This window comes from Kribbella shirazensis (genome assembly GCF_011761605.1).
Taxonomy (GTDB): domain Bacteria; phylum Actinomycetota; class Actinomycetes; order Propionibacteriales; family Kribbellaceae; genus Kribbella; species Kribbella shirazensis.
In genome coordinates this window covers 8,417,601-8,431,442 of sequence record NZ_JAASRO010000001.1, presented here as the reverse complement: position 1 = coordinate 8,431,442, position 13,842 = coordinate 8,417,601, and the positions used below count along the sequence as shown (strand labels likewise).

Sequence of the window (13,842 nt, the reverse complement as noted above, 5' to 3'; positions counted from 1 at the left end):
GCAACATGACAAGGACGGATCTACCCGCCGCGACCGACCGTGAATCGGCCGGACATTGTGGCTCTGGGACAACGTTCCAGCCACACTCGGTGTTCTCGACACAATGACAGCTTCAGGACAGGCCGGGACCGTGATCGCGGCGCTTCGGAGGTTCGGTACCACGAAGCACCCCACTCAGCTACGGCCGAAGTCCTGGACCCAGCTGCCCGGTCCGTAGCCCGACTTGACCTGGCCGGGGTCGTACCCGACGCCGATCGTGGTGAACCGGCAGTTCAGGATGTTCTTCCGGTGGCCGTCGCTCTGCATCCAGGCCGCAACCACCTTCTGTGCGCTGTCGTAGCCGGCCGCGATGTTCTCGCCCCAGCTCGACCCGCGGTACCCGGCGTCCGCCATCCGGTCGCCGGGATCCTCCCCGTCGGGGTTGGTGTGGTCCAGGTAGTGCCGCCGGACCATGTCCGACGCGTGCTTCCCAGCTGCCTCGACGAGCGCACTGTCCAGCCGCAGCGGGCGGCAGCCCTGCTGCTCACGGATCCGGTTGGTGTACTCGAGGACCTGCTGCTCCTGGGCGTTCGTCCCGCCACCGCTCGGCGGATCCTGCGTGTCGCTCGGTGTCGGCTCGGTGCTCCGGGTCGTGGTCGGAGTACGCGTCGGCGTCGTGCTGACCGTCGTCGGCTTCGGCCGGGCGGTCTGACCGCGCGTACTGCGGGGCGCGGTCGGCGACACGCTCACGGTCGTGACGCCGGCCGTCGGCGCCGTCGAGGTTGTCAGCGTGCCCGGCGTGCCCGGCGTACCCGGTGTGGTCGGTGCGTCGCTGGGCGTGTCGTCCGGCGTACCCGAGGTGTCCGGTGAGCCCGTCGCCGGACCGGACGGAGTCGGCGCCGAGCCGATCGCCGGCGGACCGACGACCGCGATGGTCGTCCGGCCGTTCGGCAGTGTCTTCGTGACGGTGATCGAGGGGCTGCCCGCCGTGGTGGCGGCTGAACCACCGTCGACGCGGGTGTTCTCGGAGACGTTCAGCACCTTGGCGTCGTCGACCTGCGAGGTGTCGCGGGACATCAGCCAGACGACCGGGCCGATCGCGACCAGGACCGACAGTGCGCTGACGATCGGGCCGACCAGGCCACGGCTCCGCCGGGGAGCCCGTCTACTGCCGCGGTGCCGCCGGGGGGTAGGCGAATCCGTCATGGGATGGGCGAATCCTCTTCGTTTCTTCGTCGTGCCGGGTGGCGCGTCGTTCCCCGTGGTACAGCCAGGTCCCCCCTGGTCACCGAACAGCGACCTTAACCGACCCGCGAGGTCATCGTTACGAAGGCGAGCACCCTCTTAACGATTCCTGAAGAAAACGATTGACTGACTCTCAGCCGCCGAAGTTCTGGACCCAGCTCCCGTTGCCCCATTCGGGTTTGATCACACCGCTGTCGTACCCGATGCCGATCATCGTGTACTTGCAGTTCAGCATGTTCCTCCGGTGGCCCTCGCTGTTCATCCAGCCTTCCACCACGGCCGCGGCCGTCGAGTAGCCGGCGGCGATGTTCTCGGCCATCGCGCCACCGGTGAACCCGGCGTCCCTCATCCGGTCGAACGGGCTGCGGCCGTCCAGACTGTCGTGCGCGAAGTAGTGCTGGTCGACCATGTCGGAGGCATGCGCCTGGGCCGCGTCCGTGAGCGCGTTGTTGGTCCGCAACGGACCGCAGCCGGCCTTCGCCCGCTCCTGGTTGGTCAGCGTCAGCACCTGCTCCTGGGCCGGCCCCGATCCGCCGACCGGCTTCGAGGTCTTCGTCGACTTCTTCGTCGGCGTCGGTGTCGGCGTCGAGGTCCGGGGCGGCGTCGGCGACGGTGTCGAGGTGCTGGGTGTCCGCGTACTCGGCTTGGGGGTGCTGGGCGTCCGGCTGCTGCCCCGGCTCGGCGCGCTCGTCGTCCTGGTCGGCTTGGGCGTGACGGTCGAGCGCGTCGGCGTACGGCGGGGCGTGGACGACGGACTCGCCGGACCGGACGGTGTCGCCGAGGCGTCGTCGACCGTGGAGGTGATCGGACTGTCCTGACTCGTCAGCGTGCCGTTGTCGGTCACGCGCAGTACGAACCACCCGACACAGGCCAGCAGGACAAGGGCCGACAGTGATGCGAGGAGGGGACCGGCGACACCGTTGCCCGTCGGCCGTCTGTGGTTCGTCATGGTGGGGAGCCTTGCCCAGGTCAGCGCTTACCGACGCCTGCCCTGACCCGCACTTCACGAACCTTTGACTATGGCAGTCGTTTGATTGTCAGCGCGAGCGCGCGATGACGATGTCCGCGATGACCTTCCATCCCAGGCTCCGGTACAGCCGCAGGCCGTCGATCGACGCGATCAGGATGCCGCGCTTGGCGCCCTTTGCCGCGGCCGCCTCGACCAGCGAGGCCATCACCGCGCTGCCGAGCCCGCGCCGCCGGTGCGCCGGATCCGTCTCGATCCTGTCGGCCACCGCATCCTCGCCGACCACGGCCATCCGGCCGCTCGACACCACTCCGCCGTGCAACGTGGCGCGGGTGATGATCAGGTCTTCCTCGAGCTCGGTGTGCAACGCGTAGCGCTCGTGCAGCTTGAGGGCCGGCTGCTCCGACAGCTGGATCGTCATCAGCCAGTCCTGGTCCTGCTGGACCTCGAGGCCGAGGTCCTCCAGCTGCTCGATCCGGGCTTCCTTGTCGTCGGTGGCCAGCGTGATCCAGCCCGAGCCGCGCCCGCCGCCGTCGGCGAGGGCCAGCTGGGCCGCGCGTTCCACCCGCTCCGGTTTGTCATCGGCATCCAGTACGACGTACTCGGTCGGCCGGCTCTCCTCACCTGCCCGGACGATCAGGATGCCGTCGTTGTCCTCCTCAACCGTGGTCCAGCCCCGCGAGACGGACCACCCGGCCTGCCAACGGCGGACGAGTTCCTCACGATCTCTCACCCGTCGATTCAAGCAGCCCGGACGCCCGACGGCGAGGGGAACCGGTGTCGTCTGTCACGAACTGGCCGTAAACCACTGCCTGCAGCCGGTCACCACTACCGGCTGGACGTCTGCCGGGTCAACCCCCTGAGACGTCAGCGGACCGAGTACTCCTCGGCGAGGAGGTCGTAGGTGAGGAGGTTGTCGTAGCTGCCGTCGCGGCGCGGGTCCGCGAGCCGTTCGCTGCCGACGCGCGTGAAGCCGTTGATCTCGGCAACGTGCGCGGACGCGGTGTTCACGTCGGCGCACTTCAGCACCAGCCGGCGCCGGCCCAGACCGCCGTCCTCGATCGGCCGGAACGCGTGCGCGAGCACCAGCTCCACTGCTGTCGACATCACCTTGCGGCCGCGGGCTTCCGGGTGCATCCAGTACCCGATCTCGCCGATGGTCTTGTCCATCCGCTGCTGCAGCCCGAACACGCTGATGTTGCCGAGCAGTTCGTCGGTCGCCGGGTCGGCGATGGCCCAGGCCACCGCCTCACCGCCGGCCGCCGCGTCCGGCCGGCTGTCGATGAATCCCCTCGCGTCGTCCAGTCCGTACGGCGACGGCATGCCGGTCAGCCACCGTTGGGTCCGCTCGTCGGCGCACGCTTCCATCACCCGCTGGGCGTCCGACGTTCGCAGCTCCCGCAGCCGGATCCCACCGCCCTCCAGGACCGGGATCGTCCACCACGGACGCTTCGGCTCGAGCTCGTCGTCCTTGCCGACCGACGCGACCCACTCGTCCTTCCGTACGCCGCGCGACCGGCCGCCGCCCGGAATCGTCACCAGGCCGTGGAACCCCACCTTCCATGCGACCCGGCGGCTCGCGTAGTTGCCGACGAACGCCCGCCAGATCACCCGTTCCCAGCCGAGCGTGTCGAACGCGTACCGGACCGCGAGCTTCAGGGCCCGCGTCATCACGCCCCGGCCCCGGACCTCCGGCGACACCGCGAACCCGACCTCGCCGACGCCGCCCTCGCCGTCGCGCAGATCGATCGTGCCGACGTACTTCCCGTCGTACTCGATCGCCCAGGCCCACAGGGTGTTCTCGCGCCAGCCGGCCGGGATCAGCTCGGTGAGGTAGTGCACGGCGTGCTCGTGCAGGTACGGGACCGGGATGGTGGTCCACTCCTGCATCACCGGGTCCTGGCACATCCGGTACGCCGGCTCTACGTCGTCGGCCGTGTGCGCACGCAGGGTCACCGCGTCGTCGGTCAGCACAGGCACGTCCTCGGGGAATCGCATGCTTCAGGGTGACGCGCTGCCACCGGCCCGGCAACACATTTCCCTGACAGCGGGACCTTCCGCCATTAGGCTGTGGACGTGAACCCAGCCGGAGCAGAACCGCCCCGCGGTCGCGGTGGCCAGTTGGCCGCCCAGCGCCAGGCCACGATCGTTGCCGAGGTCAACAGTCGTGGCGCGGTCACGGTGGCCGAGCTGGTCGATCGGTTCGGGGTCTCGGACATGACGATCCGCCGCGACCTGGACGCCCTGGACTCCAGCGGCCTGCTGCACAAGGTGCACGGCGGCGCGACATCGGTCGGGCTGCGCAGCGCCCACGAGCCGGGCTTCGACGCCAAGCTGACGCAGGAGTCCGCGGCCAAGCAGGCGATCGCGGCCGAGGCCGCCACCCGGGTGCAGCCGGACAGCGCGATCGGTATCGGCGCGGGTACGACGACGTACGCGCTGGCGCGTCAGCTGTTGCGGGTCGAGAACTTGACAGTTGTCACGAACTCGGCGCGGATCGCGGACGTGTTCCACGGCAACGGCCGCTCGGACCGCACCGTCGTACTGATCGGCGGCATCCGGACCCCGTCGGACGCGCTGGTGGGGCCGATCGCGACCGCGGCGCTGGCGTCGTTGCACCTGGACCTGTTGTTCCTCGGGGCACACGGCGTCGACGCCGAGCACGGGCTGAGCACGCCGAACCTGATGGAGGCCGAGACCAACCGCTCGTTCATCGCGGCGAGCCGTGAGGTCGTCGTGGTCGCGGACCACACCAAGTGGGGGACCGTCGGCCTGAGCACGTTCGCGACCTGGTCCGACCTGGACGTGATCGTCACCGACAACGGCCTCTCGACCGCCGCCCGCAAGGCCATGCGCGACACGGGATGTGACCTCGTCATCGCGTCGTGAAGGTCCCGCTGGGCCGGCCGTACTGGCTGCTGTGGACCGCTGGTGCGATCTCCTTCGCCGGTGACGGCATCATGTTCGGGGCGCTGCCGTTGCTGGCGGCGTCGATCACCCGGGACCCGCGGATCGTCTCGCTCAGCGAGGCTGCCGGGAACGTCGGCTGGTTGCTGCTCGGCCTGATCTCGGGCGTGATGGTCGACCGCTGGCGGCGTACGTCGACCATGTGGATCGTCGACGCGATCCGGGCCGTGGTGGCCGGAGCTCTCGCGGCCGCTGTGCTGTCAGGACTCGGGACGATCCCGTTGCTGCTGGTGACCGCGTTCCTGCTCGGCATGCTCGCGCCGTTCTTCGACAACGCGGCGTCGGTCGTGGTGACCGATGTCGTCGTACCGACGGCGCTCGAACGCGCCAACGGCTACAGCCAGGTATCGCTGCTGTCGCTGAAGAACCTGATCGGTCCGCCGCTCGGCGCTGCGTTGTTCGTGCTGAGCCACGGGCTTCCGGTGCTGCTCAACGCGGTCTCCTTCGCGATCGCGGCCCTGCTGGTGTGGACGATCCGTACGTCGGCGCCGGCCCGCGTCCGCGCTCCCGACCGGCACCTCGGGCGCGAGCTCCGCGAAGGCCTGGTGTACCTGTGGCGGCACAAACTCCTGCGGACCCTCTGCCTGCTGCTGACGATCGTGAACGGCGTTGGGGCCGGGATCCTCTCGATCCTGGTGCTCTACGTGCTCGAGGTGCTGCACCTGCCGGAGCAGGGGTTCGGCTGGCTGGTCGCGATCTACGCCGTCGGCGGGGTCGCCGGTGCCTTCGTCACGCCGCGCCTGTCTCGGCGGATGACGACCAGCACCAATCTGGTCGCTGCGATGGTGATCAGCAGCGTGGCGATCATCGCGTTCGGCCTGCTCACGGTGTTCGTCCTGGTCGCGATCGCCGCGATCGTGCTCGGCTTCGGCAGCACCTGGTGGAACGTCGTCTCGATCACCCTGCGGCAGCGGATGATCCCGGCCGAGCTGCTCGGCCGGGTGACCGCGGTCTACCGGATGGTCGCGTTCTGCGCCGCACCGCTGGGCGCGGTCGGCGCCGGGTTCCTCGCCCACACCACCGACCTGCGGACGCCGTACCTCCTCCTCGGACTGCTCCAACTCGCCGCCACCGCGGTGTCCGCGCCGATGATCCGCCGCGAGGTGCGGGCGTCAGCTGATCCGGGAAGCGCCGGCTGACGGAGTCGCGTTCAGCGAGGTCGGGGCAGCGAAACCGTGTTCCGCAAACGTTTTCTCGATCGCGGAGAAGACCGGCTCGGCCGCGGCTGCCTCGACCAGGGCGATGATGCAGCCGCCGAAACCGCCGCCGGTCATCCGCGCACCGAGGGCGCCGGCCGCGAGCGCGGTGTCGACCGCGACGTCCAGCTCCGGAACGGTGATCTCGAAGTCGTCGCGCAGCGAGGCGTGCGACGCGGTGAACAGCGGCCCGACGTCACGCAGCTTCCCGGCCCGCATCAGCGCGACCGCGTCCTCGACCCGGCGGATCTCGGTGACCACGTGCCGCACGCGACGCCGTACGACGTCGTCGGACAACCGTGCCAGCGCGTCGTCGAGGTCCTCGAAGGCGATCGAGCGCAGTGCCGGTACGCCGAGTTCGGCCGCCGCCTGCTCGCAGCTCTTCCGGCGGGCGGCGTACTCGCCGTCGACGTGCCGGTGCGGCGCCTTCACGTCGACGACCAGCAGGGTGAGGTCGTCGGCGGGCGGGTCGAACGGGATCTGGTCGGTGGACATCGCCCGGATGTCGAAGAACAACGCGTGACCCGCGGTGCAGCACATCGACGCCATCTGGTCCATCAGACCGACCGGTGCGCCGACGTACTGGTTCTCCGCCTTCTGGGCCAGCCGCGCGACCTCGGCCGGGTCGACCTCGATGTCCCGCAAACCCAGCAGGGCAACGGAAGTCGCGCAGAGCAGCGCCGCGGAGGAGGACAGTCCGGCGCCGGACGGCAGGTCCGAGTCGACCATCAGATTCGCGCCGCCGATCGGGTAGCCGGACTCGCGCAGGATCCAGGCAGCGCCGGCCGGGTACGCCGCCCAGTCGCCGACCGACCCGGGAGCGAGCTCGTCGATCGCGAACTCGACCACCCCGCGGTGTCCGGTGGAGGCGACCGCGATCCGGCCGTCGTCGCGCTTCGAGGCGGTGACCAGGATCTTGTTCGGCAGGGCGATCGGCAGCACCAGGCCGTCGTTGTAGTCGGTGTGCTCGCCGATCAGGTTCACTCGTCCCGGAGCGCGCCAGCTGCCGTCGGGCGCCGTACCGAAAGTCTCCTCGAAGCTCACTGGCCCACCTTCCGCAGGGTTTCGGCCACATCCTCGGGCCGGGTGTCGCTGATGAACGCGCCCATACCGGACTCCGAGCCGGCCAGGTACTTGATCTTGTCCGCGGCCCGCTTGATCGACAACACCTCCAGGTGCAGGTAGCCGAGCTCGCGATCGATGCGGACCGGGGCCTGGTGCCAGGCGGCGATGTACGGCAGCGGTTCGCCGTACAGACCGTCGAGGCGCTGCAGGACGTCGAGGTACAGCTCGGCGAAGTCGTCGCGCTCGTCCCTGGTCAGCTCGTCGATGCCCGCGACCTGGCGGTGCGGGTACAGGTGCACCTCGACCGGCCAGCGGGCGGCCTCCGGGACGAACGCGGTCCAGGTGCTGTTCTCACCGATGACCCGGGTGCCTTCCTTGCGCTCGGCGGCCAGGACGTCGGCGAACAGGTTGCTGCCGGCAATCTCCTGGTGCTTGCGGGCCTGCGCCAGCAGGGTGCGCATCCGCGAGGGGACGAAGGGGTACGCGTAGAGCTGTCCGTGCGGGTGGCTGAGCGTGACGCCGATCTCGCGGCCGCGGTTCTCGAACGGGAAGACCAGTTCGACGTCGTCGCGGGCGCTCAGCTCGGCGGTCCGGTCGGCCCAGGTGTCGACGACGAGGCGGGCCTGGCCCTGCGACAGGCCGGTGAACGAGCCGTTGTGGTCGCTGGTGAAGCACACCACCTCGGTCCGGCCGGGGCCGGCGAAGGAGGGGAACCGGTTCTCGAAGACGGCGACGTTGTAGTCGTGGTCGGGAATCTCGGTCGGGTTGCCGGGCTTGCTCGGGCACAGCGGGCACTGGTCGGCCGGCGGCAGGTAGGTCCGGGTGTTGCGGTGCGTGGCGTAGGAGATGACGTCACCGGTGAGCGGGTCGGTCCGGAGCTCGATCTGCGGCTGGGGGGCCGGCAGGCCGCGGGTGTCCTCGAGCGGTACCCGGGACGGCTCGTCGGCCGGGTCGTAGTAGATCAGCTCGCGGCCGTCCGACAGTTTGGTGTCGGTACGGCGTGCACCGCGGGGTGTGTTCATCGTGTGACCCTCCCGGCCGTACGACGCGTCCGGCCAGGAATCATCGTAAACCAACAAACTCGAACACGCACGGCAGGCCCCGCGACGGCTAGGCTTGGTGGATGGACGACCACGCCCAACGCCCGCCCTCTCGGCTGCTGACGAGAGGGCGCTAGGACTTCCGACCCATGAACGAAACCCTGCTCAACATCGTTCTGATTCTGATCTTCGTGCTGATCGGCGGGGTCTTCGCCGCGGCCGAGATGGCCCTGGTCTCACTGCGCGAGAGCCAGCTGAAGGCCCTGTCGCACCGCGGCAAGCGCGGCGAGACCGTCGCCAAGGTGGCCGCCAACCCGAACCGTTTCCTGTCCGCCGTCCAGGTCGGTGTGACCCTGATGGGCTTTCTGTCCGCCGCCTTCGGTGGCGCGACACTCGCCGACAGCCTCTCGCCGCACCTGCAGAAACTCGGGCTCCCTGAGTCGGTGGCCGGCACGGCCGCGCTGGTGCTGATCACGATCCTGATCTCGTACGTCTCGATCGTGCTCGGCGAGCTGGCCGCGAAGCGTCTGGCGCTCCAGCGGGCGGAGGGCTTCGCGCTCGCGCTCGCGCCGCTGGTGGACCGGCTCGCGTCCGCCGCCCGCCCGGTGATCTGGCTGCTGTCGAAGTCGACCGACCTGGTGGTCCGCGCGCTCGGCGGTGACCCGAACGCGAACCGTGAGGTGATGACCGACGAGGAGCTGCGGGACCTGGTCTCGGCGCACGAGTCGCTCGGCGAGGAGGAGCGCAAGATCGTCGACGACGTCTTCGAGGCCGGCAGCCGCCAGCTCCGGGAGCTGATGCTGCCGCGCACCGAGGTGGACTTCGTCGACGCCGAGATGCCGGCGTACAAGGCGGTCAAGTTCGCCGCCGAGCGGCCGCATTCGCGGTACCCGGTGATGAACGGCTCGGCCGACGACATCGTCGGTTTCGTCCATGTCCGGGACCTGTTCGACCCGGCTGTCTCGACCCGCTCGGTGCGAGTCGGCGACCTCGCGCGCGAGGTGCTGATGCTGCCGGACACCGCGAAGCTGCTGCCGACACTGACCGAGATGCGCCGCCGCAGTACCCACCTGGCGATCGTCCTCGACGAGTACGGCGGTACCGCGGGCATCGTCACGCTCGAGGACCTGGTCGAGGAGCTGATCGGCGACATCAAGGACGAGTACGACGAGGAGGCGGCCGAGACCACCCGCCTGCGCAGCGGCGACATCGAGGTGGATGGGCTGCTGAACCTGGACGACTTCGCCGACGCGACCACGATCGAGCTGCCCGACGGGCCCTACGAGACCGTCGGCGGATTCCTCGCCGCACGTCTCGGGAAGGTCCCGTCGACGGGCGACGAGGTCATGCTCGACGCCCACACCTTGACCGTCACCGAGATGGACGGCCGCCGGGTCGCCCGGGTCCGCCTGCACCGGATCAAACCAGCACCGGAGGAGCAGGCTCCGGCCGAGGTTCCAGCACCCGCCGCCGAGTGAGGACGACCAGCCCACCCACGACGTACCCGAGGCCCTGGATCACCAGGATCGGGATGATGCCGACGGCGTCGCCGAGGAAGCCGGCCGAGGTGATGCCGATCAGGATCGCGACGCTCTCGGCGGCGCCGACCGCGCCGTAGATGCGGCCGCGGGTGCCGTCGACGGTCAGGTTCTGGAAGACGGTCATCATGCCGGCGACGGTCAGCGCACCGGGCAGCCCGACGACGATCATGCAGACGTAGGCCGGGATCACGCTGTCCGACACCAACGGGTAGAGGAACAGCGCGGTGTCGATCAAGCCGAAGGCGAACGCTCCGAAACCCCACAGTTTCGCGGCCGGCCAGCGGGAGCCGATGGCGGCGGCGACCAGGCCGCCGACGATGCCGCCGACCGCTTGGGACGAGACGATCAGACCGTACGCGCGGCCGTCGCCGCCGACCTCGGCACTGATGAACGGCGCGAACAGTGTGCTCATGATCCCTTCGCCGACCCCGGTGACCAGGCAGAACACGAAGAACAGCCGCATCGCCGGACCGGCGACGCACAGCCGCAGTCCCTCGGTCCACTCCTGCTTCAGCCGCCTGATCGCGCCGCCGGCGGATTCCTTGACACGGCCGGGGCGCGCCTGCCGATGCCGCATCGCGGTGACCAGCGCGACCGCGACCAGGAACGTCACGGCGTCCCCGACGGCGAGCAGTGTGAGTCCGCCGGCGGCCGCGAGTACGCCGCCGAGCGCGGCACCGATCAGCCGCGCGAGGTCGCGGATCTGACTGTTCAGCGCGTTGGCCGTCACCAGTTGGTCGGAGTTCACCAGCAGCGGGAGGAGCGATTGCTCGGCGGGCGTGAAGAACTGCTGCAGACAGCTCTGCGCGAGCACCACGCCGTACACGATCCAGATCGTGCTCGCGTCGTGGACGGCGATCAGCGGCAGCAGGACCACCGCGTTCAGCACGTTGGTCACGATCATCGTGGTCCGCTGGTCCCACCGGTCGACGAAGACGCCGGCCAGGGAGCCGAGCAGTACGCCGGGGAGGAACGACGCCAGCAGCAGCCCGCCGGAGGCCAGCGTCGAGCCGGTCAGTACGTACACCTGGAACGCGAGCCCGGTGCGCAGCAGCCAGTCGCCGATGAGCGAGATGAGCCCGGCGCTGAGCATCAGGCGATAGTCACGTTGCCGTGCGAGGACGCCCCACAAGTCCTTCATCTGCCTACTCCGCTTCAGGAGAGATCGTGACGATCTGGGTGAACGAGACGTGCCGGCTGCCCGCCGGCCGGGTGGATTGGTCGTCGATCGGCCGCTCGTCGACCCAGCGCTGCAGCAGCGCGTCGACCTGTGTGACGAGCTCGGCGAGCTCGTCGGCGGTCAGGTAGAAGCCGCTCTGCCCGATGCCCGCGTGGTCCCGCCAGGCCGGCTCTTCGGTACGTCGTTGCTCCTGCCAACGACCGAGTGCTTCGAGGGCCCGCTCGGCGACCAGCTGCTCGAGTACGTCCGCCGCCGCGGCGCCTTCCGGTGTCGTGGAGGCCTCGGCCCACGAATGCGAGGTCGACACCAGCCGCCACGGCCGCTCCCGGTTGTCCTTGCCGGGCGCCGGTTCGACGAAGTCGTACTTCGCCAGCTGCCGCAGGTGGTGCGACGCCAGCGCCTGGCTGATCCCCAGTCGCCGGGCCGCGTCGGCAGCGGTCATCGGCCCCTCCCGGCCGAGCAGCGACTGCAGGTCGAGCCGCACCGGGTGCGCCATCGCCCGGATGGCCAACGGGTCGTTCAGCAGGCGCGCTCGCCGCGGATCCTTTTCCAAAGACATGCTTGGAATATGCGGCAGGCCGGATCAGATGTCAAGGCATTGCTTGGAATGTCAGCCCTTCCCCGGCTTCTTGGACTTCGTGGTGCCCTTGCCGGGCCGTTCGGGGGTGGTGGTCGTCGTCGGCCGCGCCGACGTACTCGACGATGCTGTCGGGCCGGTCGTCCGGCTCTTCCGGGTCGCGGGCGCGGACTTGGTGATCGTGACGGTCGGGACGGTCGGGACGGTCGTCGGTCGCGCCGACGGGCGGACCTGCTGCACCGGCTGCGACGGGACGATGTTCGGCGGCGCCACCGGCTCGTCGGTCCGCTCGTCGGCGAGCACGCCGGCCGTCACGACGGATCCGGTGACGATCACAGCGGCGAGTACGGCGAACACGCTGCGCCAGTTGCGGCGCGGCCGGGGTACGGCGAGCTCGGCCGTCGGCACCTCGGACGCCGTGTCGATCGTCCAGGCCGAGACCTCCACGGGGCCCGGGCGGTCGCTTGGATCCTTGGACAGCATGCGGCGCAGCAGGTGCGCGACGCCTGCCGGTAGCTCGTCGGGGATGACCGGCGCGGCCTCGACGTGCTGGGACAGGACGGTGGTCGGGTCGTCGCCTTGGAACGGCGGATGCCCGGTGAGCAGTTGGTACAGCACGCAGCCGAGTGCGTACACGTCGGAGGCCGCGGTGGCCGGGTGCCCGAGGGCGCGTTCGGGGGCGAGGTAGTGACTGGTGCCGAGGATCGGGCCGGACGAGGTGATGGTCTGGTCCGTCGGCGAGCGTGCGATTCCGAAGTCCGCGATCTTGACCGACCCGTCGACATCGACCAGCAGGTTGTCCGGCTTGATGTCGCGGTGCACGATGTCGTGCCGGTGTGCCGCCGCCAGGCCGGCGGCGACCTGCCGGACGATGCCGAGCGCGCGGTCGGGGTCGAGCGGTCCGTGCAACGCCAGCTCGTGCGCGACGCTGCGACCCTCCATCAACTCCATGACCAGGAAGTACTCGCCGTTGGAGTGGCCGAAGTCGTAGACCGAGACCACGTGCGGGTCCTTCACCATCGCCGCGGCCCGCGCCTCGCGCCGGAACCGTGCCGCGGCGAAGGGATCGCTCAGGTCCGGGCGCAGCAGCTTGACCGCGACCGGGCGGCCGAGGAGTTCGTCGCAGCCGCGGTAGACCTCGCCCATCCCACCGTGACCGAGGATCTCCGTCGTGCGATAGCGCTCCGCAAGCAGCACCCCTGACCGGTACCCCGGTGACGGCTGACGATTCAGCCAGTTTGCTCCCGGATCCATTCGAGCGCGGGCTCGGCCTGGCCCAGGATCGAGATGTGGCTGAGGTCCTGGTGGATGTCCAGGGTGGCGGAGGGGATGCGGGCGGCCAGCCATGCGGCGTGGGCGCAGGGGATGATGCCGTCGGCCGTGCCGTGGGCAAGCAAGGTCGGCGCGGTGATCGCGGCCGGATCGCAGCCCCAGCTCAGCGTGTAGGAACAGTCGTCGTCGATCAGGCCGTCGGGCCCGTTGGGCATCGACTGGTCACCGGCGACCGATCCGAGCCAGCCCCAGGGCCCGTCGAACATGGCGATGTCGGACTCGGTGAACTCCGGGTCGTACTCCGTACCGGAACTCTCGTGCCGCACTTTCGCGGCGCGTCCGGCCGCCGCCGCCCGGAGCGAGGCGCGTCCGGAGGCGATCATGCCGTCGTACCAGTCGAGGCCTTCGGCGTCGTACGGCGCGATGGCGGCGAACGTCGCGACCGCCTCCACCCGGTCGCCGAGGACCGCGGCCGCGCCGAGCGCGTACGAACCGCCGCCGGAGTAGCCCATCAGCGCGCACGTGCCGATCCCGAGCGTGTCCAGGACCGCGGTCAGGTCGGCCGCGGTCGAGGCCATCGTGCGACCGGGCGCCGGCGTCGAGCCGCCGTACCCAGGCCGGTCGAACGCGATCCACCGGATGCCGAGCCGCTCGCCCGCCTCGAACAGCGGAGCGGGTGGCGTGCCCAGGTTCGGCGTGCCGTGGTGCCAGACCACCGCGAGCCGGGCGTCGTCACCGGGCGCGCTGTCGTACCCGTGCACCACACGGCCGTCGGCCAGCCGGAAGTCGATCTCGTCCATGAGACGCACCCTA

General features: G+C 70.0%; 14 protein-coding genes. 4 read left to right on the top strand and 10 right to left on the bottom strand.

Going from position 1 to position 13,842, the window contains the following annotated elements; translation table 11 throughout:
• Positions 1 to 174: 174 nt before the first annotated feature.
• Positions 175 to 1,185: a CAP domain-containing protein gene (locus BJY22_RS40090; RefSeq protein ID WP_167217405.1), complete on the bottom strand. Its 1,011-nt coding sequence runs from the start codon at positions 1,183 to 1,185 to the stop codon at positions 175 to 177.
• A gap of 172 nt (positions 1,186 to 1,357) precedes the next feature.
• Positions 1,358 to 1,732: a CAP domain-containing protein gene (locus tag BJY22_RS42265; protein ID WP_337759817.1), complete on the bottom strand. Its 375-nt coding sequence runs from the start codon at positions 1,730 to 1,732 to the stop codon at positions 1,358 to 1,360.
• Between BJY22_RS42265 and BJY22_RS42260 the strand changes: the two genes are divergently transcribed.
• Positions 1,716 to 2,042 carry a hypothetical protein gene (locus BJY22_RS42260; RefSeq protein WP_238350591.1) on the top strand — a complete coding sequence of 109 codons (327 nt, stop codon included), beginning with the start codon at positions 1,716 to 1,718 and terminating at the stop codon, positions 2,040 to 2,042. The two genes, BJY22_RS42265 and BJY22_RS42260, sit on opposite strands and share 17 nt — an antisense overlap.
• Before the next feature lie 219 nt (positions 2,043 to 2,261).
• Here the strand turns inward: BJY22_RS42260 and BJY22_RS40080 are convergent, their stop codons facing one another.
• Both BJY22_RS40080 and BJY22_RS40075 read right to left on the bottom strand, forming a co-directional pair.
• On the bottom strand, positions 2,262 to 2,924 hold the full coding sequence (locus BJY22_RS40080) for a GNAT family N-acetyltransferase (protein ID WP_167217401.1): 663 nt from the start codon (positions 2,922 to 2,924) through the stop codon (positions 2,262 to 2,264).
• A 134-nt stretch (positions 2,925 to 3,058) separates the two neighbouring features.
• On the bottom strand, positions 3,059 to 4,189 hold the full coding sequence (locus BJY22_RS40075; protein WP_167217399.1) for a GNAT family N-acetyltransferase: 1,131 nt from the start codon (positions 4,187 to 4,189) through the stop codon (positions 3,059 to 3,061).
• A gap of 78 nt (positions 4,190 to 4,267) precedes the next feature.
• Here BJY22_RS40075 and BJY22_RS40070 point away from each other — a divergent pair, with 78 nt between their 5' ends.
• Both BJY22_RS40070 and BJY22_RS40065 read left to right on the top strand, forming a co-directional pair.
• The gene (locus tag BJY22_RS40070; protein ID WP_167217397.1) at positions 4,268 to 5,080 is read left to right on the top strand and encodes a DeoR family transcriptional regulator; all 813 of its coding nucleotides are present in this window, start codon (positions 4,268 to 4,270) and stop codon (positions 5,078 to 5,080) included.
• Complete coding sequence (locus BJY22_RS40065; RefSeq protein ID WP_337759816.1) at positions 5,077 to 6,297, top strand: MFS transporter; 1,221 nt, start codon at positions 5,077 to 5,079, stop codon at positions 6,295 to 6,297. The genes BJY22_RS40070 and BJY22_RS40065 overlap by 4 nt, the downstream gene beginning before the upstream one ends.
• On the opposite strand, the gene galK is transcribed toward BJY22_RS40065, so the two are convergent.
• Both galK and galT read right to left on the bottom strand, forming a co-directional pair.
• Positions 6,271 to 7,398, bottom strand: coding sequence for a galactokinase (gene galK, locus BJY22_RS40060; protein WP_167217395.1), 1,128 nt, complete (start codon positions 7,396 to 7,398; stop codon positions 6,271 to 6,273). The two genes, BJY22_RS40065 and galK, sit on opposite strands and share 27 nt — an antisense overlap.
• Positions 7,395 to 8,441, bottom strand: coding sequence for a galactose-1-phosphate uridylyltransferase (gene galT / locus BJY22_RS40055; protein WP_167217393.1), 1,047 nt, complete (start codon positions 8,439 to 8,441; stop codon positions 7,395 to 7,397). The genes galK and galT overlap by 4 nt, the downstream gene beginning before the upstream one ends.
• Before the next feature lie 167 nt (positions 8,442 to 8,608).
• Here galT and BJY22_RS40050 point away from each other — a divergent pair, with 167 nt between their 5' ends.
• On the top strand, positions 8,609 to 9,937 hold the full coding sequence (locus tag BJY22_RS40050) for a hemolysin family protein (protein WP_167217391.1): 1,329 nt from the start codon (positions 8,609 to 8,611) through the stop codon (positions 9,935 to 9,937).
• Here the strand turns inward: BJY22_RS40050 and BJY22_RS40045 are convergent.
• Genes BJY22_RS40045 through BJY22_RS40030 form a run of 4 tightly spaced genes read right to left on the bottom strand, consistent with a single transcriptional unit; the run spans position 9,879 to position 13,829 of the window.
• Positions 9,879 to 11,141 carry an MFS transporter gene (locus BJY22_RS40045; protein ID WP_167217389.1) on the bottom strand — a complete coding sequence of 421 codons (1,263 nt, stop codon included), beginning with the start codon at positions 11,139 to 11,141 and terminating at the stop codon, positions 9,879 to 9,881. The two genes, BJY22_RS40050 and BJY22_RS40045, sit on opposite strands and share 59 nt — an antisense overlap.
• 4 nt (positions 11,142 to 11,145) lie before the next feature.
• The gene (locus BJY22_RS40040; RefSeq protein ID WP_167217387.1) at positions 11,146 to 11,739 is read right to left on the bottom strand and encodes an ArsR/SmtB family transcription factor; all 594 of its coding nucleotides are present in this window, start codon (positions 11,737 to 11,739) and stop codon (positions 11,146 to 11,148) included.
• Between the two features lie 51 nt (positions 11,740 to 11,790).
• Positions 11,791 to 12,954 (bottom strand): protein kinase domain-containing protein, encoded by a 1,164-nt coding sequence (locus tag BJY22_RS40035; protein ID WP_167217384.1) that lies wholly within the window; start codon positions 12,952 to 12,954, stop codon positions 11,791 to 11,793.
• A gap of 32 nt (positions 12,955 to 12,986) precedes the next feature.
• Complete coding sequence (locus tag BJY22_RS40030) at positions 12,987 to 13,829, bottom strand: alpha/beta fold hydrolase (protein ID WP_167217383.1); 843 nt, start codon at positions 13,827 to 13,829, stop codon at positions 12,987 to 12,989.
• Between the last annotated feature and the right edge of the window lie 13 nt (positions 13,830 to 13,842).

Coding starts and splice junctions, on each gene's coding strand:
- BJY22_RS40050 (WP_167217391.1), top strand. CDS start 8,609: ATGAACGAAACCCTGCTCAACATCGTTCTGATTCTGATCTTCGTGCTG.
- BJY22_RS40045 (WP_167217389.1), bottom strand. CDS start 11,141: ATGAAGGACTTGTGGGGCGTCCTCGCACGGCAACGTGACTATCGCCTG.
- BJY22_RS40030 (WP_167217383.1), bottom strand. CDS start 13,829: ATGGACGAGATCGACTTCCGGCTGGCCGACGGCCGTGTGGTGCACGGG.
- galT (WP_167217393.1), bottom strand. CDS start 8,441: ATGAACACACCCCGCGGTGCACGCCGTACCGACACCAAACTGTCGGAC.
- BJY22_RS40040 (WP_167217387.1), bottom strand. CDS start 11,739: ATGTCTTTGGAAAAGGATCCGCGGCGAGCGCGCCTGCTGAACGACCCG.
- BJY22_RS40075 (WP_167217399.1), bottom strand. CDS start 4,189: ATGCGATTCCCCGAGGACGTGCCTGTGCTGACCGACGACGCGGTGACC.
- BJY22_RS40090 (WP_167217405.1), bottom strand. CDS start 1,185: ATGACGGATTCGCCTACCCCCCGGCGGCACCGCGGCAGTAGACGGGCT.